The following is a 19,965-nucleotide window of genomic DNA, read 5'->3' on the forward strand; positions in this document are numbered from 1 at the left end:
GCACTCATGACCATAAAAACCGCAGCGATTATCGGCGCCGGCATGGCGGGGCTCACCGCTGCGCTTGCGCTGGCGCGGCGGGGAATACAGGTTCAAATCATTGAGCAGGCGTCCTACCTCGCAGAGGTGGGTGCAGGCTTACAGCTTTCACCCAACGCCTCACGGGTCCTTTCCAGGCTTGGCGTTCTGGCTGATCTGGAAGAAGTGTGGACAGAGCCGGTCTCGGTTGAGATGGTTTCCGGCCGTGACCTTCGCAAGCTGGCATCGCTTCCACTGGGGCAGAGTGCGAGGCAACGCTGGCAGGCACCTTATGGTGTGCTGCACCGCTCGACACTGCAAAAAGTCCTGGCCAATGCCGTTGCAAACAACCCCAACTGCCAGATACGCCTCGGACGCAGACTGGAGCATGCCGATAAAGTGCGGATCGAGGCGCTGACCGGAGTCGCTCCGGACCTCATAATTGGCGCAGACGGCGTATGGTCCAGCATCAGAAACACCATAGCAAATGCACCGGAGCCGGATTTCTCAGGAAACGTAGCCTGGCGCTTCACTCTTTCCTTCAGGGAAAGCCCTGCCTTCCTCAATCCAAAGAGCGTGACAGCCTTCCTGGGGCCATCCACCCATATGGTGGCCTATCCCTTGGCGGAAGTGGAAGCATTCAACATCGTGGCCATCGCCGCCGGGATCAATCCCGGTAATACCTGGGATGCTCATGCCTCTGCCGAGCAAAAACGGCTTCTGCTGCAACAATTTTCCGGCTGGAACAGCGAAATCACGGAGATGCTCCGCCGCCGGGAGGATCCACGATTCTGGCCTCTTTATCAGGTCAGCGATGGAGCATGGCAGGATGGACAATCCACCGTTCTGGTGGGAGATGCTGCGCATGCCATGATGCCGTTTGCGGCCCAAGGCGCGGCCATGGCCATTGAAGACGCTTATGAGCTGGCCGAATGGATTGCCTCCGCCAACGACCTGCCTTCGGCCCTTCACGCTTACGAAGCCTCACGCAAGCGGCGCGCATCCATGGTGAGACGCCGGGGTGACTTTAACCGCTTAGCCTATCATGCAAGAGGCCCATTGCGTGTGGCCCGTGATCTGATCCTGGCCCTTCGTCCGCCGCAATCACTCGCGGCGGATCTTGATTGGCTTTACGGCCACGAATTCCAATCGGAAGACCGTTAAACTGCGGCGGCTGCGGTGAAACCGGCCTCCAGATCGTGCTTCAGATCGGCAACGTCCTCAAGACCGATCTGCAATCGAATAACCGGACCAGTTTCAGGTGCCTTGCAAATGGTTCGATCACTCAAATCCACATGAAGCGCCAGGCTTTCATACCCACCCCAAGAATAACCCAGACCAAAGAGGCTCAAAGCGTCCAGAAAAGCATGGGCCTTTGCCTTGAAGCGCTCTTTACCGTCAACCTTCAAAACGAAAGAAAAGATACCACTGGAGCCGCGAAAATCCCGCTTCCAGAGCGCGTGTCCCGGAAAGCTTTCCAGCGCCGGATGCATGACCCGGTCGACAGCCTCCAAACCTTCCAGCCATTGGGCAACTTCCAGCGCACTCTTCTGGTGATGAGCCAATCGCACGCCCATTGTGCGCAAACCGCGCAGGACGAGGTATGAATCTTCTGGCGCTCCACAAATGCCAAGCGAAAGTTGCGCCTGCCTCAGTCTTGGCCAATGTTCTGCATTGGCCGATACCGATCCCATGATGATATCAGAATGGCCGGAGGGATACTTCGTCGTGGCATGCATGGAAACATCCACGCCATGATCCAGTGGACGAAAATAAAGTGGCGTAGCCCACGTATTATCCATCGTCACGACGCAGCCATGCCTATGAGCGATGTCGGAGACGAGGCGAATATCCTGCATCTCAAAGGTGTTGGAGCCTGGCGCCTCCGTATGAACAAGCCTTGTGTTCGGACGGATCAATGCCTCGAGCCCCGCACCGATAGCCGGATCGTAATAGTCGACTGTCACGCCCAGCCGCTTCAAGGTTGTATTGCAAAATTCGCGGCAGGGGCCGTAAACGGAATCAACGACCAGGGCGTGATCACCTGCGGAGAGATAGGCCAGAAATGGCACCGTAATGGCCGCTAGCCCTGACGGCACCAGAATGGTGCCTGCCGATCCTTCCAACTCATCAAGCGCCTCGCACAAGGCGTCGGTCGTCGGCGTTCCCCGCGTACCATAGCTATACTTCTGTCCGCGCGTCGCCATCGTATGGGAGTCAGGAAAAAGTACGGTCGAACCGCGCGTGATCGGCGGGTTTACAAATCCGTGAAAGCTGCCGGGGTCATGGCCCAGATGTGCGAGCCGTGTGTTCTCACCAAGAGCAGAGTGACCAGAGGTCTTTTTTTTCATTTGCTGAAGGTTCCTGCGTGAAGATCGCGATTCAAAGCGGTGCTATCACGGATCATCAGGATGCCAAAACGCTTAAGCAAGCTATGCATCAACTGGCCAAAAACAGACCTCACGCACAATCGGGGCTGCCCAAAATTGCACACCCTGCCTTATATATCATCAACGCACCGAAATTTGTCGAATTTTGGGCGCTAATATAAAAGGCAAGTCTTGACCGGCGCGAAGATTTGCGACTGTGATAAGCCCGGCTCGTTTCGGGAGGCCTTACGAGCAACTCACCATGAAAATCACGCATGGTGAGTATTCTATTCTAAAAAACAAACAGACAAAGGTTGGGAAAATGAAAAAGACGATCCTGTCAGCCGCGATCGGCGCGGCAGTCCTTGGCGCCGCCTCGGCTGCATCCGCTGCCACGCTTGACGATGTAAAAGCGAAGGGCTTTGTAACCTGCGGCGTCAGCGGCGGCATTCCGGGCTTCTCCAACCCGAACGACAAGGGCGAATGGACCGGTATCGACGTTGATTACTGCCGCGGCATCGCAGCAGCTGTCTTCGGTGACGCTTCCAAGTACAAAGTTGTCGCCCTCTCCGCAAAGGACCGCTTCCCAGCGCTCCAGTCCGGCGAAATCGATGTTCTGACCCGTAACACGACGTGGACACTGAGCCGCGACACCTCGCTCGGCTTCAACTTCCGCACCGTAAACTACTATGACGGCCAGGGCTTCATCGTGAAGAAGGCTCTGAACGTGAAGTCGGCTCTTGAACTGTCCGGCGCAGCCGTTTGCGTTCAGCAGGGCACCACCACCGAGCTCAACCTGGCTGACTACTTCAAGGCAAACAATCTGCAGTACAACCCGGTCGTCTTCGAAAAGGAAGCTGACGCGACTGGTGCCTACGATTCCGGCCGTTGCGACGTCTACACGACCGACCAGTCCGGCCTCTATGCCATTCGTCTGAAGATGAAGAACCCGGATGAGAACGAAGTTCTGCCGGAAGTCATCTCCAAGGAGCCGCTTGGCCCGGCCGTTCGCCAGGGCGATGACCAGTGGTTCGATGTGGTCTCCTGGGTTCACTATGCAATGGTCAACGCTGAAGAATTTGGCGTGAACTCCAAGAACGTCGATGAGATGAAGACCAACGGCAGCCCGGACGTGAAGCGTCTGCTCGGCTCGGAAGAAGGTACGAAGCTTGGCACGGACCTTGGTCTGACCAATGAGTGGGCTTACAATGTTGTAAAGCTGGTCGGTAACTACGGCGAAGTGTTTGACCGCAACGTCGGCCCGAACACGCCTCTCAAAATTCAGCGCGGCCTGAACGCACTGTGGACCAAGGGCGGCCTGCAGTATGCTCCACCAGCACGCTAATACATAAAATTCATCTATGAAGATATTGAAGGCGGGGTCATCTCCGCCTTCAGCATAAACAAAACCCGGAAGGGCAAAAAAACGCTCAAAAGAGCATGTGAGAGGGAAAGTGCCCATGGCAGGCGACGCGCTCAGCCCGGGGAAGCCTCGTAAGACGCTTTCTTCGCTGATATACGACCCGCAAGCGCGCGGAATTTTTTATCAAGTAGTAACAGCAGCATTGGTAGTGCTGTTCGTATGGATCGTGACGCAGAACACGATCCACAATCTTCAAAGGGCAAATATTGCATCTGGTTTTGGCTTCTTGCAGGGCCGCGCCGGCTTCGATATCGGTCAGCGTTCTATCGAGTATTCCAGCGATTCAACTTATGCGCGCGCACTACTCGTTGGCCTGCTGAATACCCTGCAGGTCGCCATTGCTGGCGTCATTACTGCCACGATTATTGGGTTCTTGGTTGGTATTGCACGTCTGTCCCGTAACTGGCTTATCGCAAAGATCGCGCAAGCCTACGTCGAGCTTTTCAGAAACATTCCACCGCTTCTCGTCATCTTCTTCTGGTATAAGGGTGTCATCACCATCCTTCCACAAGCTAGGGAATCGATGGAGCTACCGTTCGGCTCCTACCTGAACAACCGTGGTCTCTTCTTTCCGAAGGCCATCTGGGGTGAAGGGACCTGGCTTGTCGGCTTGGCATTTTTGATTGCAGTTGTCGCGGCAATCATTATTTCCCGCTGGGCCAGAAGCAGACAGGCACAAACTGGACAGCAGTTTCCTTCCGGCTGGGTTGGCTTTGGTCTTATTGTGCTGTTGCCGCTTGTGACATTCCTGGCACTCGGCGCACCGATGACCTTTGAGTATCCGGTCGCAAGCCGTTTCAACTTGACGGGCGGTTCGGTCGTCGCACCTGAGTTCATTTCACTCTATCTTGCCCTCTCCTTCTATACAGCGTCGTTTATTGCAGAAATCGTGCGTGGCGGTATCAAAGCTGTACCGAAGGGCCAGACAGAGGCCGCGAATGCTCTTGGTCTGCGTTCCAACATCACGACCAGGCTGATCATCATTCCTCAGGCCATGCGGCTCATCATTCCACCGCTGACGAGCCAGTTCCTGAACCTCACGAAGAACTCGTCGCTCGCCGTTGCCGTGGGTTATGCGGACGTCGTCGCAGTGGGCGGCACGATGCTTAACCAGACTGGACAGGCGGTAGAAATCGTTGCGATCTGGCTTGTAATCTACCTGTCGCTTTCGATTACGACGGCCCTCTTCATGAACTGGTTCAACGCAAAAATGGCGCTGGTGGAGAGATAAGATGTCGAACACCGATTTTACGTATGTGCGCCAGCAAATGACTGCGGCGCGTGAGGCACCTTCGAGTGAGAAGGGCATCATCCATTGGCTGCGCGTCAATCTGTTCGCGACGCCAAAAGATGTCGTCATGACAATTCTGGCGATTGCCCTTCTGGCCTTCTCTATCCCCAGCATCATTCAGTGGCTTTTCATTGACGCTGTGTGGACGGGAAGCGATCGTACAGCTTGCTTGACCGTTGCACAGGGTGGTGCGCTGCCCGACGGACAGTCAGGCGCGTGCTGGGCCTTCGTGTCCGCCAAATTCCAGCAGTTCATCTTCGGACGTTATCCGCTGGATGAACGGTGGCGGCCGATTCTGGTCATGGTCATGTTTACCATCCTGCTGATCCCGATGCTGATTCCGAAGGCACCGGCGAAAGGCTTGAACGCACTTGCACTCTTCGTGGTGCTTCCAGTTATCTCCTTCTTCCTGCTTACAGGCGGTTTTGGCCTTCCAACGGTCGAAACGCAGCTCTGGGGCGGCCTCATGGTGACACTGGTGCTGTCGTTCTTCGGCATAACGGTTTCGCTGCCGATCGGTATCTTGCTGGCCTTGGGCCGACGCTCGAATCTGCCGGTCATCAAAATGTTGTGCGTGCTTTTCATCGAAGTCGTTCGCGGCATTCCGTTGATCACCGTTCTTTTCTTCGCAAGCGTCATGCTGCCGCTGTTCCTGCCGGACGGCTGGACCTTCGACAAGTTGCTGCGTGCCTTGATCGGCGTCTCAATCTTCTCCTCCGCCTATATGGCGGAAGTCATCCGCGGCGGCTTGCAAGCTATGCCTCGCGGTCAATATGAAGGCGCAGATTCGCTCGGCCTCAGCTACTGGCAGAAAATGCGTCTTGTCATTCTGCCCCAGGCCCTCAAGCTGGTCATTCCTGGTATTGTGAATACCTTCATCGGACTGTTCAAGGACACCTCGCTGGTGTCGATCATCGGCATGTTCGATCTCTTGGGTATTGTGAACCTGAACCAGGCCGACCCCAACTGGGCAACTCCTGTCACACCTGTAACCGGCTATGTATTCGCAGGCTTCGTGTTCTGGATTTTCTGCTTCGGGATGTCTCGTTATTCGCTCTTCATGGAGCGTCATCTCGACACCGGTCACAAGCGATAAGAAGGGAATTTTCTATGTCCGCTCAAAAGGCAAACAACAGCGCCATGACGGTATCCCAGACCGATGTCGCTATTGAAATTACCAATATGAACAAATGGTATGGCGATTTTCACGTTCTGCGTGACGTCAACCTCAAGGTCATGAGAGGCGAACGCATTGTTATCGCCGGACCATCCGGATCTGGTAAATCAACAATGATCCGCTGCATCAACCGTCTGGAAGAGCATCAAACGGGTCAAATCGTTGTCGATGGCATCGAGTTGACGAACGATTTGAAGAAGATTGATGAAGTCCGCCGCGAAGTCGGCATGGTCTTCCAGCACTTCAACCTCTTCCCCCACCTGACCATCCTGGAAAACTGCACTCTTGCTCCAATCTGGGTTCGCAAGATGCCCAAGAAGCAGGCTGAGGAGATCGCGATGCACTATCTCGAGCGCGTCAAGATCCCTGAGCAGGCGAACAAATATCCAGGACAGCTTTCCGGCGGTCAGCAGCAGCGTGTGGCGATCGCCCGGTCGCTGTGCATGAAGCCAAAGATCATGCTCTTCGACGAGCCAACCTCAGCACTCGACCCGGAAATGGTGAAGGAAGTTCTCGACACCATGGTGAGTCTTGCCGAAGAAGGCATGACCATGCTGTGCGTAACACATGAAATGGGTTTCGCCCGTCAGGTCGCCAACAGAGTCATTTTCATGGACCAAGGGCAGATCGTCGAGCAGAATTCACCTGCGGAATTCTTCGACAACCCGCAGCACGAGCGCACCAAGCTCTTCCTGAGCCAAATCCTGCACTAAACCGACAGAGGGGCGCTACGGCGCCCCTCCTTGTCTCTACAAGTCAAATGGTCACGGCTTCAGTTCTGTATGCCTCTCGCGCCTCTACCAGCGGATCGAATAGCGAGCGTTGACCGCAGGCCTTGGCGCTGGGCCGGTGATGGAATCCAGACGCCCGGTCACTTTCAGCCTCTTTCCGATCTTCTGCTCTATCGCCACTCCCGTTGTGACATGGCTCAGGCTATCCACACTCCCGGCATTGATCAGCACAGCACTTCCCCAAGCCGGGTTAGACCAGCGAATGCTCTGCATAGCGTTCAAATCCCCCCAACTGCCGTGAATGCCGCCGTAGGAAAGCGCGATGCTCCTTTCCAGCTCAAGATCAAGATCCGAGTTGAGAATTCGCTTCGATGAAAGGCTCATCCGCGCCGTACCCCCGCCTGTCAAAGCATTCATGTCCAGACTGACGTCGCGGTTCAACTGATAGTCAGGGGTGCGCAGGGACGCGGCCTTTAGCTTCCCCCATACCTTAACAGGCGCCTCGGCCGGTCCGCCCTTTACCTTGGACTGCACGCCTATATCCACACCTGTGGACGCATAGTCATAGCCTGGAATGCGCAAACCGAGCCGTGCGTTGTATGCCGTATCCGAAAGCTTGCTGGGCGCCCAAATCAAAGCGGGTTCATCTGCGCATGCAGTTGACGCTAAAAATATGCCGAGAGATCCGGCGAGAATGAGAGGGAGGACCCGCATCACGCTCTCCTTTCGAATCAAAACATCTATTCACTCTGCACCTACCGCACCAAAATGGCCGAGAAGGGACAAACCTGAACCGCAGATGAACAAAATATGTTGATCGAACTAACAGGGCTGAAACAGAAACATGAGCGCTGAGGAAGATTCTTGTCTGTATTCATGCCCCTTAAAGGCTTGAAAGCAGCACCACAGCTACAATCGTCGCAACAGTTGCGAGCCGCGGGGACCGCCAACTCCCGTGCCCAAAATCATCGCCAGAGCATTGCGGCATAGCTTGTCAGCCGGCTGCAAAATCGCATCTTCTATCTCGACTGCGGGAGCAAGGAATACAGCAGATGACGGTAGCTTACCCCCGGATGTGGCTTATAGGAACAGCGATCTTGTTGTGTGCTGGGCAGAGCGGCTGCTCAACATCCTCAGCGATCGAACCCTTTCCATCGAGCTTAACCTATGGCGGTCGCTCTCCCATTGTAAATGGACGGGTCGGGAGTTCTTTCAGCTATGAGGTGAGAGACCAGTTCGGAGATCGCTATTCCGAACTCTACGAGATCCAGCCTGACCACACGGTGAGGCTGGTTACGCGCTTCAAGTATTCACGTCCGGGCTAAAGAGATCGCCAACGTCAGCAGACCAGCGCATTTTCGGACTGGGCAGCTGAAATGTTCGAGCTTTTATTGCTGTGCAGTCCGGGCGCAAAACCGCCTAAGCACTTTTGATGGACCCTCTATACATCCATGCAGCTACGCAGACCGTGCGTGCACCTGGCCACACATGGTCGAAACTAACGACCCAACCAATGGGGCTTCAAAAATCCGGATAAGAATTTGCGAAAGTGGTGAGAGCGCAGGGATTCGAACCCTGGACCTACTGATTAAAAGTCAGTTGCTCTACCGGCTGAGCTACGCTCTCCCTCAGGCAGCGCGTCGCGCCTTTGAAAGTGGGCGGAACATATTCAGATGCCTGCCCGCGGTCAAGTCGCGAAAAGCAAAAAATATCAGACTTTCAACAGAGTAAAATAGGCAAGGCTGGCTTCCCTCCTGCGCTCCCCTAAAGTCATCAAATGTATCGACGCCATTGGCCGATAAACGGATTGCCTGGCCCTTCACATTGAGACTTCACAGAGAGCGGAGAGGCAAACCGGCGGATGAATCATCCGATCAAGCTATTGGCGTTATTGGTGACAGCCGCTTCTTCAATTGCATTCCATGGTGACGGGTGCGGTACAAAAACACGCATGTCAGCATAGTTCTATGTCATTGGTCAGAACAGAAAAGGCCCACTCGAGCAATCCGAAGCACGGAACTCATTGGTCAAGAGCAGATCACTCTGCAAAACCGTGTGTGGCGGCGGAGAATGGACAGGTGTAACCCGGCGGGTGAGCATCCCGAGTTTGGCGACGCAATCATAGTGCCGCCCTCCTTTTCCCGTGCCAGCGAAAATGCCTCCTCCGACGTTCCAGTCCGAGCTGCGGAGACCGTGTCCTTTGCATCTGGCATAACGGAGGCAACGTGTACATTGATGGCCGCCTGGAAGTCACATTTGAGCTGTTTCCCAGAGCACCTGCCGCTGACAGAACCTTAGAGCAGTTCATACCTCGATAGCGGACCTGCGGATGGCAAGACCAATGCTGCGGTCACAGGAGCGGAGGTCCATCTTCACGGCAGTGACACCAGATGATTACGCGGTGATGGTTTGTCCATCTTCGCATATGGCTCATTGAAAAGACTGCGCTTTTTTCGGGGCCTCCAAAATGACGTGGGCATATCGCGGCGTTTGATGTGGGCACCTTCTGGGCATAGGCACTAAAAAACCCGCAGAAGCGGGTTAAAAGCTGAAGTCTACCCGAATTGGGTACGAGGCTACCTGGACCGGGTAAGGTCCGTCCTCCGGTAGAAGCGCGCGATGAAACCCTCTGGTTCGAAGATCGGGGCGACGCCGGCAGAATCCAATTCCGCTTTGATAGCCGCCCTATATCCTTGGCGAGACTTCGCGATCTCGGACAGCGATGCATGGGTCACTTTGAAGTCCTCAAGCGACGTCCTCTCAATGAACTTTACTACTCGCCCAGTGTCCCGACGAACAGTTTTCACAGTGAGATATCCGCGCCTAATGAGCTCAGCGACAGTGATGGTCGTGGTACCAAGCGCGAGTTCGGCCTCCTTCAGTCGCATCAGATCGCCGTCGCCGCCAGCGAAGGGGCTGCCTTTTCTTTGCTCTTTGCGCGCCTCCTCGGACGATGGGGTCGGTGAAGCAAGGTACACCCGTTCGAAGATCGGTCTGTCGCCATGCTCGATGAAGGCCTCGACACTTCCGTCCAATACCATTCCTACGAGTTGCTTGAACGGCTGTCGGAAAACAGAAGCCGCCGAAGCAAGCGACGTAAACCCATTCGTGCAGACTGCAACTGCCGATCTGTTTGCCAGAGATTGAATCAGAGCGTCCACCGCTCTCATTTCGATTCGTGCAAATGCCCGCTCTCCGTCGGCACGCCTCTCAACTTGAGTCAGGATGCCTACGCTCAAGAGGCCATGCACCATTTCTTCGCTGACGCCCAAGAGGTCTCCGGCCTCCCTACTATTCACCGTCTCACGGGCCGCGAGGAGAATGGGCCGTAACACGGCCGCATCGAAGTATGTGCATGCGTCAGAGAAGCCGTCACGAAAATCAGGATCGTTCGCCTTCAGTAAGGCTCTGATACGGTTGTGGGTAAGACCATACTCAGCATGCGCAGAGGTCACGCTATGCAAGTAGCGGACTTCGACAGGTTTGAGGATGGTCTGACCTTCCCCAAACGGCATATTGCGCACGAGGATATCCTGCATGAGGTCCACGATCGGCTGATAAGCGTCCTTGGAAAGGTTTCGACGGAGCCAGTGGGCCATAGGACCCAACACCTGTCCCACGTACTTTGCCATAGGACGATCACGATCAATCACCTGCGCAATAGCGCGCCGAATTTCATTTTCACCTTTCATTGCGAGACAGAATCCCCACTCACGCAGATCGGTGTCCTCCGACATCCATTCACGGACCTGATGAAGGGCAAGCACGTCACCGAGATAGCGTGAGAATTCGGCCGCGACGTGCACGTGGAGCGCGTCCAGGAAGCTGGTTCCGGCACCCAGGAACACCCGGTCCCGCAGATATCGATCAAGCATAGGCTGTCGGCTAGGGAGGGGAGCGGCACCCGCAGCCTCAATTTGTGCGAGGTTGGCTTCCACGAACCGAGGGAAGTCATGGACGTCATCCTCAGAACCCACCGACACCTCAAGCAAAGCGCAATCATGAAGGTGGCAGCCTTCGATTCCCCGAACACTCCACCACGCGCGGCGATAGGCTCGGGACACATGACGCCCCGACCTCCTTTCCCTATCCTCCATGACGCACCGTGCACAGAGACGGTGCCTCCGTCCGAGCCGCATCTCCTTGCTCAGGGTAGCATGACCCATTCGCCAGGTTTCCCCGGCACCGGAAGCCACCACCGCCAGTGTCTGAAGGCGCGACACCGAAACACCCGACCACTCGGTGACCAAAGCCAAGGCGTCGGCATCACCTTGCTCGATAGCCCTCGCCGTGACATCCGTGTGGCCAAGGAACGACCGCAAGGATGAGAACCCATTTGCCGCGGCAAGACGTGCTACGAAATCGATCGCAGTCTCATCGGCGTGGTATTCGAGGGTTACAGGCAGGACCATCACTTGCTTCCCTTCTTTGCAGGGGTCCAGAGATCGGCGACAGAGTTTGCGGGATCGATCTCACTCCATCGGGCAGCCGTGTAGATGTTGTCGTTCGGCAGACACCCGCTGGTGCGTGAGTAGTTGAAGGCGAAAGCGCGGCGGTCGACCGTATCCTTGCCCTTGCTCATCGCCAGGAAGCACGCTCCTTGGACTGCCGTGACAATCTCACCGAAGCTGCCGCTGTTGGCCCAGCACAGACGCCCCAGGAAATCATCAGTGAGGAGTTCGTCAGGGAGGACCAACCCGCACCTGGTTTCGACGATATCTGTAAGCACGCGTTGGACGTCCGCTCGGTTGTTGGGCAGGCTCAAAGGCACGAACCGCATGATCAACGACCGGTTCTTCACCTGACCGTCGCCGCCCTTCAGCAGATCGGCAAGGTCCGGGACGCCAGAGAAGATCATATGCAACGGCCAGTCAGCGATCTGCATCAGGCTCTTGATGCGGTCTTGAACATCAAGGATCGCTTGGCTACTTGAGTGACGGCGGAGATGCTGAGCTTCGTCGACGTGCAGATAGATGATCCCGCGCTCCCGGAACTGGGTTTTCACGGTCGCATAGAGTTCGGCTTCGGTCTGTCTAGCCTTCGACGGCACTCCGATCGCATCCAGGATAGCCACGGCGAAATCCTTCGTCCCACAGGGCTTAGGCGCTTCCAGGCTGAGGAGCGGCCGTACCTCCTCGCCATACTCGTTCACCCGCGGCTGGAATTCGGGCATCAAACGGAAATGGTGTTTCAACGCCGTCGATTTTCCAGTGCCTGATCCTCCCACCAAAAAGAGGGCGCGACGTCGTGATCCGATTCCGCTACGGCAGAGCTCGACGTTATCGATCAGTTCCCGCAACATCTCGGTCAACATCTTGTCGCCCGGGTTTTCGATGTAGTCGTAAACATCCGGCTTCTTGCCGCCGCCGTTATCAAGTCCGATGGTCAAGGTATCCATACTCAGTACTCCTCGTAGTAATTGTTGTTAGGCTCGGAGGCTGCAGTGTCTTCAGGCGGCTTCGCCGTGGCAGCGGCAGCGTCCACACGCTTCTTTTTCCTCGCATCCTTCTCACGCTCTTCGTGGAACGCCGGCACGGCACTGGATGCGGAGACAGAACCCTGCCGCAGAGGATCATCGGGAAGAGAAAACGACGGCGTGACCTTAGGCGTGTCGGCCGACAGAACGGCCTCCCACGCTCCAAACAGCTCGGCCTCGGCAAGCAGATAATGCTCTGCGGTGAAGTTGCGCGGTGTCAGATTGGCCCGAACGGCCGCCGCCGTTCCCGTTTCACGGAGACGATTGATGGCGCGGTTCATCGCCGCCAGACCAGCCTCAGCCTCAGACGCGTGCTGCGCGCGGATATCGCGCCGCGCGACGATCCATTCAGCCAGAGAAAGATCGGGACCAATATCGACCAGGTTTCTGACGACAAACCAACCCTTGTCGCCGCGCACCGCAATGTGTTCCAGGTTTTCGGGATCAACCTTGATCTCGAACTCCATCTGGCCGTACTTCGTCCGCTGGCGATGCAGCTCTTCGTTTCCGTAAGGAATGCCCATGAAGGAGATGCCGTACTGTCCGATGCGACGCTTGAACTTCACACCGAAGATGTGGAGCATTTGTTCAGGGTCCTGGCTCGGGAATTCGATCCCGTCTTCCTGAACAGCTCGCCGCCAGGCATTGTGCGGGGAGCCGCCGCCAAGCCCACTATGTGGCTTGTTATGGTAGATGTCGCAGATTGCAAAGGTGAAGAGACGGATCATCTCGTCCACCTGCAGGCTGATCTGATGCTCGGGAATGTAGTCGCCCTTCTCAGCCACGGAACCAAAGGTTCTTCCCGTGAAGTACGCAGCGATCAGGGGGCCGATCGAATGGAAGAGGCTTTCGATAAAAGGGCGCGCCTTCGGATTTCCAGCCTGGGGGCGATTGAAGGTGATCTTGGCGGCGCGCATGATGCTCTCCATCACCTCGTTGGCGAACTCCGTGCCGTTGTCGCTGAAGATGTCACGAGGCTGGACCAATCCGATCCAAGGCGTCTCGGCTCCGACGAAATCGGAGATGTGACGCTTGTCGGACATGATCATGCGGATAGCCGCGGCCGCCGAAACCGCATTGGGGTTCAGGCTCGCTCTGAAGGCAAGGATGTACCGCGTGGCCACGTCGATCGCTGCCACGAACCAGATTCGCTTTCCAGCGACCGCTTCCTTGTACGCCGGCGGCAGGATGTCCCACATCCCCGTCTCAACAAAGAGGGTCATGAGATCAACGTTCCAGAAGTCGATTTCGATGCGTTCTCCGACCGCCAGCGCGTTGATTCCGCGCTTGACCATACCGAAGCGCTTGAGAGCCGAGGCCCGGCCATGGCGGCCGTCCCATTTATCGAAAGCGTCGAACTTCGAGATGATCGATTCGAACTTATGCCTCTTGACCTTGAGGAGCGGCGTGATCCGCTCTGCGTTCACCTTTGCCAGTTTGGCGACGTAGTTGCGGTAGACCTGTGCCATGCTCGGCTTTCGGTCCGTCATGTAGTTCAGCGCCTCCTTGTGGGCAAAGGCCATCGAGTCGGCATCCACCTTCCTAAGATGAAGTCCAGGACCGTGGTGGCGGTGGACGATACCGAGCACCTCCGCACCACAGGCGTGATAGCGCTTGTAATCGCGACGGAACGTCTTGATGGAAGGCGTGGGGAAAGCCTGCAGCTCGATTACCGTGTCGGCGCGCGGATCGTCCTCGTTCGTGCCCTCGTCATCGAGGCCCAGCATCTCGGAGATAATCTCCTTCCGCCAGGCGCGCAGCTTCGCGTCAAACTTTTCCTTCGACCAGCGGGGCTTCTTGCCGAGCGCAACGCATTCGTGATCGTATCGCTTGATGAGCTTCTCCCGAAACAAGGCCAAGGGCCGCCGCTTTCCTTTGATGTCGTCGATTGTCGTCTCTTCGCCGAAGATCGCCCGCAGCCGTTGGTTTTCCGGTGCGTTGTAGCCGTGGCGAATTTTCACGGCACCGCTCAGGAGCTTGGAGTAGACTTCGCGGTGCAACAGGAATCGTTCGTCGTTGGGGTTGGCTTCGTTGCTGAAGGTCCAGCCGTCTTCGTCCCGCTTCTTCGGTTTCCAGTGGACCTCGCCTTCAGTGAAGCGATCGGCGTGACGCATCTTGACGATGGCGTGGTCGAGGATTTTCGGCATAGTAAGGGCAGTCAGCATCGCGGGCTCCTTTCAAGGGCACAGCTCAGTTAGGAAGAGGGAGAGTGTTCAGCGACGAACCACGAGCAGAGTCAGATCATCGATCCGGCCCTGGGTTTCGGGGACCAACATTCCATTGTCGATCAGAAGAAAGATGGAGGCCCGACGCGCGGCGCGATCTTCGCAGCCGCGCAGCAGTTCGCCAAATCGAAACCGGCCGCTGAATTTCTGGACTAGCGCAAGGGCGCGATCATAGTCCGCATCATCACGCATGCGACGTGCGCGCATGATGCGTTCTGCATTCTCGTAGGCACCGTAAGTCGCCTCGCGCTCAGTCATCAGGCGAATGTCATGGACTGCGCCGCGGGTCGTGGAGCCGTTTCGGTTCTTCCTGAGGAAGCCTTCGGCTTTGATGCGTTTCAGCAGGTCCGCCATAACATCCGACTTTCGGGCGTGCTTCACTGCTACAGCGACGGTCTCACCGTTCTGGAAAACTACACAAAAGTCGCAAATGTGCTCGCGCCAAACTCCCTCGGCGTCACGGTAAAGAAGCACTGGGAACTGCGAGTAGATGGCCTCCACGTCCTTGCGGACCTGAATGACCTTCGAGGCTCGGCGTTCGAGATCACTCTCGTGAAAGACCACCGTTTCCTTGAAGATCGAAAAGCCGCGCAGGGTCTTGGCGTGCGTAGCCGGCGGTTTGCGCACTGCGAGTTCGGCAACAGGTTCGTTCCAGAACTTGGTCTCAGTCGTCGAAACTACGACGATACCGTGTTATTCCGCTTTCCCCGTCATTAGCCGAGCCGCCCTCGCCCATACGGTTTGCATGACCGAAGGTGCGTGGTTTGATCGCGGGCATGCTCAGAAACCCGAGACCAGCCTTGTGCAACGAGATATGTTTGGAAACCTGACGTGCAAAATGCATGAAGCCCTCCTTCGGCTCGACACCACCACGACATACGCATGTCACCGAGACGGTCCTCCGTCCGTGTGATTACTTTGCGCGTATGCCTATTCGGTTCATGCATTGCTCCCTGCGTCAGTTCCGGCGTTATATTGTGTCGGTCTCTGTCGGTAAAGGTAGAATTTAATCTCGAACGTGCCGGAATAGTGCACTTTCACAGATATGGTTAACGCAAGTACTGTTGTTTCCTCAAAGTTGCCCTCCCATTAGCCTGTTTTCTGCCGAAAGCTGATCACGCGGTTCATGGTACCGTTCACCTCCATCGTCTTGGGAGGACTAAATGTGTAAGAGAGTGGCTATTTACGCGCGTTACTCAACAGATCAGCAGAACCCAGCGTCCATCGAAACACAGATCGATTTAGGAACCTCATTTTTACAAGAGCGGGGTTGGACGCTTTATCAGACCTTTGTAGATGCGGGGGTAAGTGGCGCTAGCTTCGATACAAGGCCGGGTCTTCAGGCCGCCTTGAAGGGGGCGCGAGAAGGCGCATTCGACGTCCTTCTCTGCCTGACCCTTGATCGCCTGTCGCGCGACCTCGAGCATAGTGCGAAAGTGCTGAAGCTGCTGCACTTTCATGAAATCGAACTCTGGACCGTTCATGGCAGCTCGCAGGTGTCATCAATGGAGCTTGGCCTCAGGGCCGTCCTCAACAGTGAGATGCTGGAACAGGTCCGATATCGCACACGAGAAGGAATGAAGACAGTAGCGAAAAAGGGACGAGTGCCCGGCGGCATTTGCTACGGTTACGCGATCAAAAAGGTGCTTGGAGCAGACGGTGAGCCCATCCGAGGCCTGAGGGATATCAATCCCGATGAAGCCGATGTCATTGTTTGGATATTCAAACAATATGCAAAGGGCTCTAGTCCGGACATAATCGCCGACAGGCTCAATACGAAGGGTGTAGCAGGCCCTCGCGGACAAGCGTGGAGAGGAACGGCGATCCGGGGCCACAGGCGAAGAGGAACCGGAATTTTGAACAACGAGTTGTACATAGGTCGCTTGGTGTTCAATAGGCTCGCATACCGAAAGAACCCGGTAAGCGAACGCCGGGTATCCCGGCTAAATTCGCCAGAGCAGCATATCATCCAGGAGATTCCGCAACTACGTATCGTCTCCGATGCGTTGTGGAAGAGGGTCAAGCGACAGCAAGCCAATAGGAAGGGCGCACACGCCCGTCGGCTTGCATGCAAGTCTAGTCAGTCACCCAAGCTCAAGGCAGGAGGCGCGCGACCTGACGCTGTTTATAATGATTTACAAACGAGGTGAGCATCCGAGTGATGCAGACGCTGGGTCCAACCGGATGGACTTTGCAGGTCTAGGATAGCGTGGACGGCCACAGCGGCTGATCCATCGGATATAATGAATCAAGTATTTGGTGCATTGGCCGCCACATCCTAGCTTCACTTAATTACCCCGTGAAGCAGCAAACCCGAAGCTAGTGCTGTGACGATGTTCCGTAGTTGACCATCGCGCTGCTGGCTTCCTCTTTGGTCATCGCAAGCAGGTACATAAGGAATGAAAACTTTTCTCCTTCATTTTCTAAACTGAGCCGTTTCAGGAGCCTGTCGACGTTGTCGATAACTTCAAGGAGAGGCTCTTGGCTGCCACTTTGCTCAAGCATGAGATGTTCCCCACGCGATACGTCCAGGGCACATTACGTCGACCATAGCCAATGTCTGATCAATGATGAGTTCGTCGCCTGCACTTAGATCGAGAACAGAGCCTTCAATTCCGTACAGCCGATGGTGAATTTCCAAGGCTGAATGCAAAGGCTTCGCACATATCGGAACAACGAGGCTTTCAGCATATGTGCATGGTGCAGCGAACGGTTCCACATCCCATCCAGTGGAAACCAGCAGATTCATGAGTTTTGGATGGGTTTCGACGATCAGAGCCTCAATTCCTTTCACCAGGCAGAATTCCAGCACGCCGGTTAGAAGGATGTTGGACGTTGAGATACCTGCAATCTTGGTATCAGGCTCCGCCACACAGCGTGTCCATTCGTAGATCGCAGGTCCTATTGGGTAAGGATTTCCCGCTGCAATCTCGGGATATACGTCAGACAATAAATGTGGACGCATGGTCAGTAAAAGACGGCTGTAACCGAGAATAACGCCCTCCTTTATGAGGACAAGATGGATTGCTTCATCGGTATCGAACTGATCTGTTTCAAGGAGTTCGGGTTTTCGTAAGGCTTCCCAACCAAACCGTTCAACGAAATGTCGGTGCCGAAACTTGAGTACATCCTTTTTTAGACGGTGATCTTCAAAAATATAACCTGGAATATACGTTAACATGTCGCCCCTCTCATCTGCTGGCGTTTATTCGCACGCCGCAAAATCGCAGACGATAGGCAAAATCGCCTATTTACCGAATGAGGCCAGCCCGAAAAGCCTCGGCAACGAGTTGCGCTCTATTGACACATGAAAGTTTAAGTTGTGCGTTATGTAGCTCGTGCTGGACGGTTTTTTCGCTGCGCCCCAGAATCGCTCCTATCTCCCAGTTGGTTTTACCTTCCGCGCACCACCGAATGACGTCGAGTTCATGTTGGGTGATGCTTGCCGCATGCCGTTGTCGATCAGGTCTGATTGCAGGCATGAAAAACCGAAGCCTGTTATGGGCATAGATGGCTATAATCTGTAGAACACTCTGAAGTCCGATCGGAAGATCGACGCTTTGTCCGGAGAATGTCACCAGAGCTTGGAACCCGCCAGAGAGGTGGAGCGGGACGCAAAATCCGTCTCGCATGCCTACGTCAGCTGCTTCGTTCATCAGCTTCCTGGCCCGAGGACCTAGCTGCTGCCCCGCGATCACTTCGCTCCAGACGAAAGCTTCATCCGACAGTTTGGCCTGTCGGATCACGGGATCGATGTGAACGTAGTTCTCAGCCACATAATGATCAAACCAATCCTGTCGCCAACCGCTCAATAATACGTAGGGGGCAATATTCTCATTTGCTAACGGGATGCCGGATACTGCAAAGCTGTCGAAACCAAGCGTAGTCGAAAGATCACGCAGATGACCCAGAACTTCGGATGAAGATTGAGCCGTTTTCATCGAAACGATGTAATCAAACATTAAATGGGTGGCTTGAGCACTGCCTTCCGGAATCATTGGTCGTCCTTCGTCGCTACAGCGGATAATTCACAACTGGCGACGCAGAATACACAACTGATTACAATCTTTAAATTACATGTCCGTCGCTTGGGATTGCACCCCAAAAAAATAAATGCGACTGGCACAATCATATGTTACTCAACGGAATTGTAGATGCATAGATGCTTATGGGTTTTCGATCTATGCATAATTAAATCTCTATACACTTAATAACAGGGTCAACATGGTAAGTGGATGGGACAAATCACCGGGTCCAGATAACGATTATGCTTCCCCTCCCCCCACACGTGTGAAGACGGCGATATTCTGGGGCGTGTGCGCCTTGCTCTCAGTGGCTGGTTTTATCGTGTTTGCCGCTGGTTAGCCGATACACATGTCGCGATATTCTATCGCAAAACTACCTGATTGAACGTCGAGGATAGGGCACATATACCCTAACGTATCAATCAGCTGGTAGTGCCTACAGATCGGTAAATCGGCCTACTCATAAAATCCCCAGTTTCTCTCCGGATCGTTTGCACGATTGAACGCTTCTGGCGGCTTCCCCGTCCCGCAGCTCCGTTGCTGACCGTCCGATCCGGTCCAGTAGAAGGTGACCTCGTACCCAGTGTTCTTCCGACTGTTGCTTCGGTAGCCATGGACGTCCTTCGTGACGTCGATGCCATCCAGCGTCAGCCTCATAGTACCTTTCGGAGCGTGGGCGAAAAAGATTCTATCGAGCAGACGGCTGTCCGTGAAATCGCGTTCCTTCACCAAAGAGATATCCCTCAAACAGGCTTCCTTGCGCCGGCGCTCCCGGAATTGCTCCTTCACGACCTGGTCATTGACGTACTCAGCTGCCTGCGGGGCCTCGGCGACACCCGCCCCCTTGTTCATGGACAATTTGCCTGCCTGGTATGCCGCCAAAATGGCGGCCGCCGCATCCGGGCCGACAAGTAGGACGTCGTCTGCCAAGTAGGCGTTGCGATAGATGATGCTTCCCCGCTCTTCCTTGTTGAGGATGCCGCCCTGAAGGATCGCGGTCGGGCCAGTTTAGGCTTTACGCCCTGAAGGTAAGCAATGAAGTCCGTCAGTGAAAGCAATGTGGCTCCTTCCAAAACAGTGGCTGCAAACATGTAATAGCGCCAGCGCTCAACTTAAAGCCGATGGATCAAGCAAAACGCACTTCGATGCTGATGCAGTGTTTCGGTAATCCCCCCATTTTCAACGGGGCTCCGCGGTAGAATTCACGCGGCCATTTTCAGTCTCTGTGCG

17 protein-coding genes and 1 tRNA gene are annotated in these 19,965 nt (G+C 55.3%); 6 read left to right on the top strand and 12 right to left on the bottom strand.

Annotation, left to right across the window (positions count from 1 at the left end; genetic code table 11):
* Positions 1-6: 6 nt before the first annotated feature.
* Complete coding sequence (locus ACFSE1_RS03250) at positions 7-1,182, top strand: FAD-dependent monooxygenase (protein WP_377396473.1); 1,176 nt, start codon at positions 7-9, stop codon at positions 1,180-1,182.
* On the opposite strand, the gene ACFSE1_RS03255 is transcribed toward ACFSE1_RS03250, so the two are convergent.
* Positions 1,179-2,369, bottom strand: coding sequence for a cystathionine beta-lyase (locus tag ACFSE1_RS03255; RefSeq protein WP_377396477.1), 1,191 nt, complete (start codon positions 2,367-2,369; stop codon positions 1,179-1,181). The genes ACFSE1_RS03250 and ACFSE1_RS03255 overlap by 4 nt on opposite strands.
* Before the next feature lie 340 nt (positions 2,370-2,709).
* On the opposite strand from ACFSE1_RS03255, the gene ACFSE1_RS03260 reads away from it, so the two are divergent.
* The 4 genes from ACFSE1_RS03260 (at position 2,710) to ACFSE1_RS03275 (ending at position 6,991) form a co-directional block, all read left to right on the top strand.
* Complete coding sequence (locus ACFSE1_RS03260; protein WP_377396480.1) at positions 2,710-3,732, top strand: amino acid ABC transporter substrate-binding protein; 1,023 nt, start codon at positions 2,710-2,712, stop codon at positions 3,730-3,732.
* A gap of 115 nt (positions 3,733-3,847) precedes the next feature.
* Positions 3,848-5,041 carry an amino acid ABC transporter permease gene (locus tag ACFSE1_RS03265; RefSeq protein ID WP_377396483.1) on the top strand — a complete coding sequence of 398 codons (1,194 nt, stop codon included), beginning with the start codon at positions 3,848-3,850 and terminating at the stop codon, positions 5,039-5,041.
* A gap of 1 nt (position 5,042) precedes the next feature.
* Positions 5,043-6,197, top strand: coding sequence for an amino acid ABC transporter permease (locus ACFSE1_RS03270; protein ID WP_377396486.1), 1,155 nt, complete (start codon positions 5,043-5,045; stop codon positions 6,195-6,197).
* 14 nt (positions 6,198-6,211) lie between these two features.
* Positions 6,212-6,991: an amino acid ABC transporter ATP-binding protein gene (locus tag ACFSE1_RS03275; RefSeq protein ID WP_377396489.1), complete on the top strand. Its 780-nt coding sequence runs from the start codon at positions 6,212-6,214 to the stop codon at positions 6,989-6,991.
* A gap of 84 nt (positions 6,992-7,075) precedes the next feature.
* Here ACFSE1_RS03275 and ACFSE1_RS03280 read toward each other — a convergent pair whose 3' ends face one another.
* From ACFSE1_RS03280 to ACFSE1_RS03310, 7 genes are all read right to left on the bottom strand, one after another.
* Positions 7,076-7,543: a hypothetical protein gene (locus ACFSE1_RS03280; RefSeq protein ID WP_377396492.1), complete on the bottom strand. Its 468-nt coding sequence runs from the start codon at positions 7,541-7,543 to the stop codon at positions 7,076-7,078.
* A 1,016-nt stretch (positions 7,544-8,559) separates the two neighbouring features.
* Positions 8,560-8,635 (bottom strand) — tRNA-Lys (locus ACFSE1_RS03285).
* A gap of 950 nt (positions 8,636-9,585) precedes the next feature.
* Positions 9,586-11,421, bottom strand: a complete 1,836-nt coding sequence (locus tag ACFSE1_RS03290; RefSeq protein ID WP_377396495.1) for a TniQ family protein — start codon at positions 11,419-11,421, stop codon at positions 9,586-9,588.
* On the bottom strand, positions 11,421-12,407 hold the full coding sequence (locus ACFSE1_RS03295; RefSeq protein WP_377396498.1) for a TniB family NTP-binding protein: 987 nt from the start codon (positions 12,405-12,407) through the stop codon (positions 11,421-11,423). The genes ACFSE1_RS03290 and ACFSE1_RS03295 overlap by 1 nt, the downstream gene beginning before the upstream one ends.
* Positions 12,408-12,409: 2 nt before the next feature.
* On the bottom strand, positions 12,410-14,650 hold the full coding sequence (locus ACFSE1_RS03300) for a Mu transposase C-terminal domain-containing protein (protein WP_377396501.1): 2,241 nt from the start codon (positions 14,648-14,650) through the stop codon (positions 12,410-12,412).
* Positions 14,651-14,698: 48 nt separating this feature from the next.
* Positions 14,699-15,337 (bottom strand): hypothetical protein, encoded by a 639-nt coding sequence (locus tag ACFSE1_RS03305; protein WP_377396504.1) that lies wholly within the window; start codon positions 15,335-15,337, stop codon positions 14,699-14,701.
* 37 nt (positions 15,338-15,374) lie between these two features.
* On the bottom strand, positions 15,375-15,554 hold the full coding sequence (locus tag ACFSE1_RS03310) for a hypothetical protein (protein ID WP_377396507.1): 180 nt from the start codon (positions 15,552-15,554) through the stop codon (positions 15,375-15,377).
* A gap of 319 nt (positions 15,555-15,873) precedes the next feature.
* Here ACFSE1_RS03310 and ACFSE1_RS03315 point away from each other — a divergent pair, with 319 nt between their 5' ends.
* The gene (locus ACFSE1_RS03315) at positions 15,874-16,860 is read left to right on the top strand and encodes a recombinase family protein (protein WP_377396510.1); all 987 of its coding nucleotides are present in this window, start codon (positions 15,874-15,876) and stop codon (positions 16,858-16,860) included.
* A gap of 169 nt (positions 16,861-17,029) precedes the next feature.
* On the opposite strand, the gene ACFSE1_RS03320 is transcribed toward ACFSE1_RS03315, so the two are convergent.
* From ACFSE1_RS03320 to ACFSE1_RS03335, 4 genes are all read right to left on the bottom strand, one after another.
* Positions 17,030-17,215 (bottom strand): hypothetical protein, encoded by a 186-nt coding sequence (locus ACFSE1_RS03320; RefSeq protein ID WP_377396513.1) that lies wholly within the window; start codon positions 17,213-17,215, stop codon positions 17,030-17,032.
* Positions 17,208-17,891 carry an acyl-homoserine-lactone synthase gene (locus ACFSE1_RS03325; RefSeq protein ID WP_377396516.1) on the bottom strand — a complete coding sequence of 228 codons (684 nt, stop codon included), beginning with the start codon at positions 17,889-17,891 and terminating at the stop codon, positions 17,208-17,210. Before ACFSE1_RS03325 ends, ACFSE1_RS03320 begins: the two co-directional genes overlap by 8 nt.
* Positions 17,892-17,961: 70 nt before the next feature.
* Complete coding sequence (locus ACFSE1_RS03330; RefSeq protein WP_377396518.1) at positions 17,962-18,708, bottom strand: helix-turn-helix transcriptional regulator; 747 nt, start codon at positions 18,706-18,708, stop codon at positions 17,962-17,964.
* A 483-nt stretch (positions 18,709-19,191) separates the two neighbouring features.
* Positions 19,192-19,665, bottom strand: a complete 474-nt coding sequence (locus tag ACFSE1_RS03335; protein WP_377396520.1) for a hypothetical protein — start codon at positions 19,663-19,665, stop codon at positions 19,192-19,194.
* Positions 19,666-19,965: the final 300 nt, after the last annotated feature.

The organism is Affinirhizobium helianthi, from assembly GCF_042680945.1.
Lineage (GTDB): Bacteria > Pseudomonadota > Alphaproteobacteria > Rhizobiales > Rhizobiaceae > Neorhizobium > Neorhizobium helianthi.

What these genes read in the sequence shown, in the direction of transcription:
- ACFSE1_RS03250 (WP_377396473.1), top strand. Translation starts at nt 7, where the DNA reads ATGACCATAAAAACCGCAGCGATTATCGGCGCCGGCATGGCGGGGCTC.
- ACFSE1_RS03325 (WP_377396516.1), bottom strand. Translation starts at nt 17,891, where the DNA reads ATGTTAACGTATATTCCAGGTTATATTTTTGAAGATCACCGTCTAAAA.
- ACFSE1_RS03265 (WP_377396483.1), top strand. Translation starts at nt 3,848, where the DNA reads ATGGCAGGCGACGCGCTCAGCCCGGGGAAGCCTCGTAAGACGCTTTCT.
- ACFSE1_RS03315 (WP_377396510.1), top strand. Translation starts at nt 15,874, where the DNA reads ATGTGTAAGAGAGTGGCTATTTACGCGCGTTACTCAACAGATCAGCAG.
- ACFSE1_RS03330 (WP_377396518.1), bottom strand. Translation starts at nt 18,708, where the DNA reads ATGATTCCGGAAGGCAGTGCTCAAGCCACCCATTTAATGTTTGATTAC.
- ACFSE1_RS03290 (WP_377396495.1), bottom strand. Translation starts at nt 11,421, where the DNA reads ATGGTCCTGCCTGTAACCCTCGAATACCACGCCGATGAGACTGCGATC.
- ACFSE1_RS03260 (WP_377396480.1), top strand. Translation starts at nt 2,710, where the DNA reads ATGAAAAAGACGATCCTGTCAGCCGCGATCGGCGCGGCAGTCCTTGGC.
- ACFSE1_RS03295 (WP_377396498.1), bottom strand. Translation starts at nt 12,407, where the DNA reads ATGGATACCTTGACCATCGGACTTGATAACGGCGGCGGCAAGAAGCCG.
- ACFSE1_RS03310 (WP_377396507.1), bottom strand. Translation starts at nt 15,554, where the DNA reads ATGCATTTTGCACGTCAGGTTTCCAAACATATCTCGTTGCACAAGGCT.
- ACFSE1_RS03300 (WP_377396501.1), bottom strand. Translation starts at nt 14,650, where the DNA reads ATGCTGACTGCCCTTACTATGCCGAAAATCCTCGACCACGCCATCGTC.
- ACFSE1_RS03275 (WP_377396489.1), top strand. Translation starts at nt 6,212, where the DNA reads ATGTCCGCTCAAAAGGCAAACAACAGCGCCATGACGGTATCCCAGACC.
- ACFSE1_RS03320 (WP_377396513.1), bottom strand. Translation starts at nt 17,215, where the DNA reads ATGCTTGAGCAAAGTGGCAGCCAAGAGCCTCTCCTTGAAGTTATCGAC.
- ACFSE1_RS03270 (WP_377396486.1), top strand. Translation starts at nt 5,043, where the DNA reads ATGTCGAACACCGATTTTACGTATGTGCGCCAGCAAATGACTGCGGCG.
- ACFSE1_RS03255 (WP_377396477.1), bottom strand. Translation starts at nt 2,369, where the DNA reads ATGAAAAAAAAGACCTCTGGTCACTCTGCTCTTGGTGAGAACACACGG.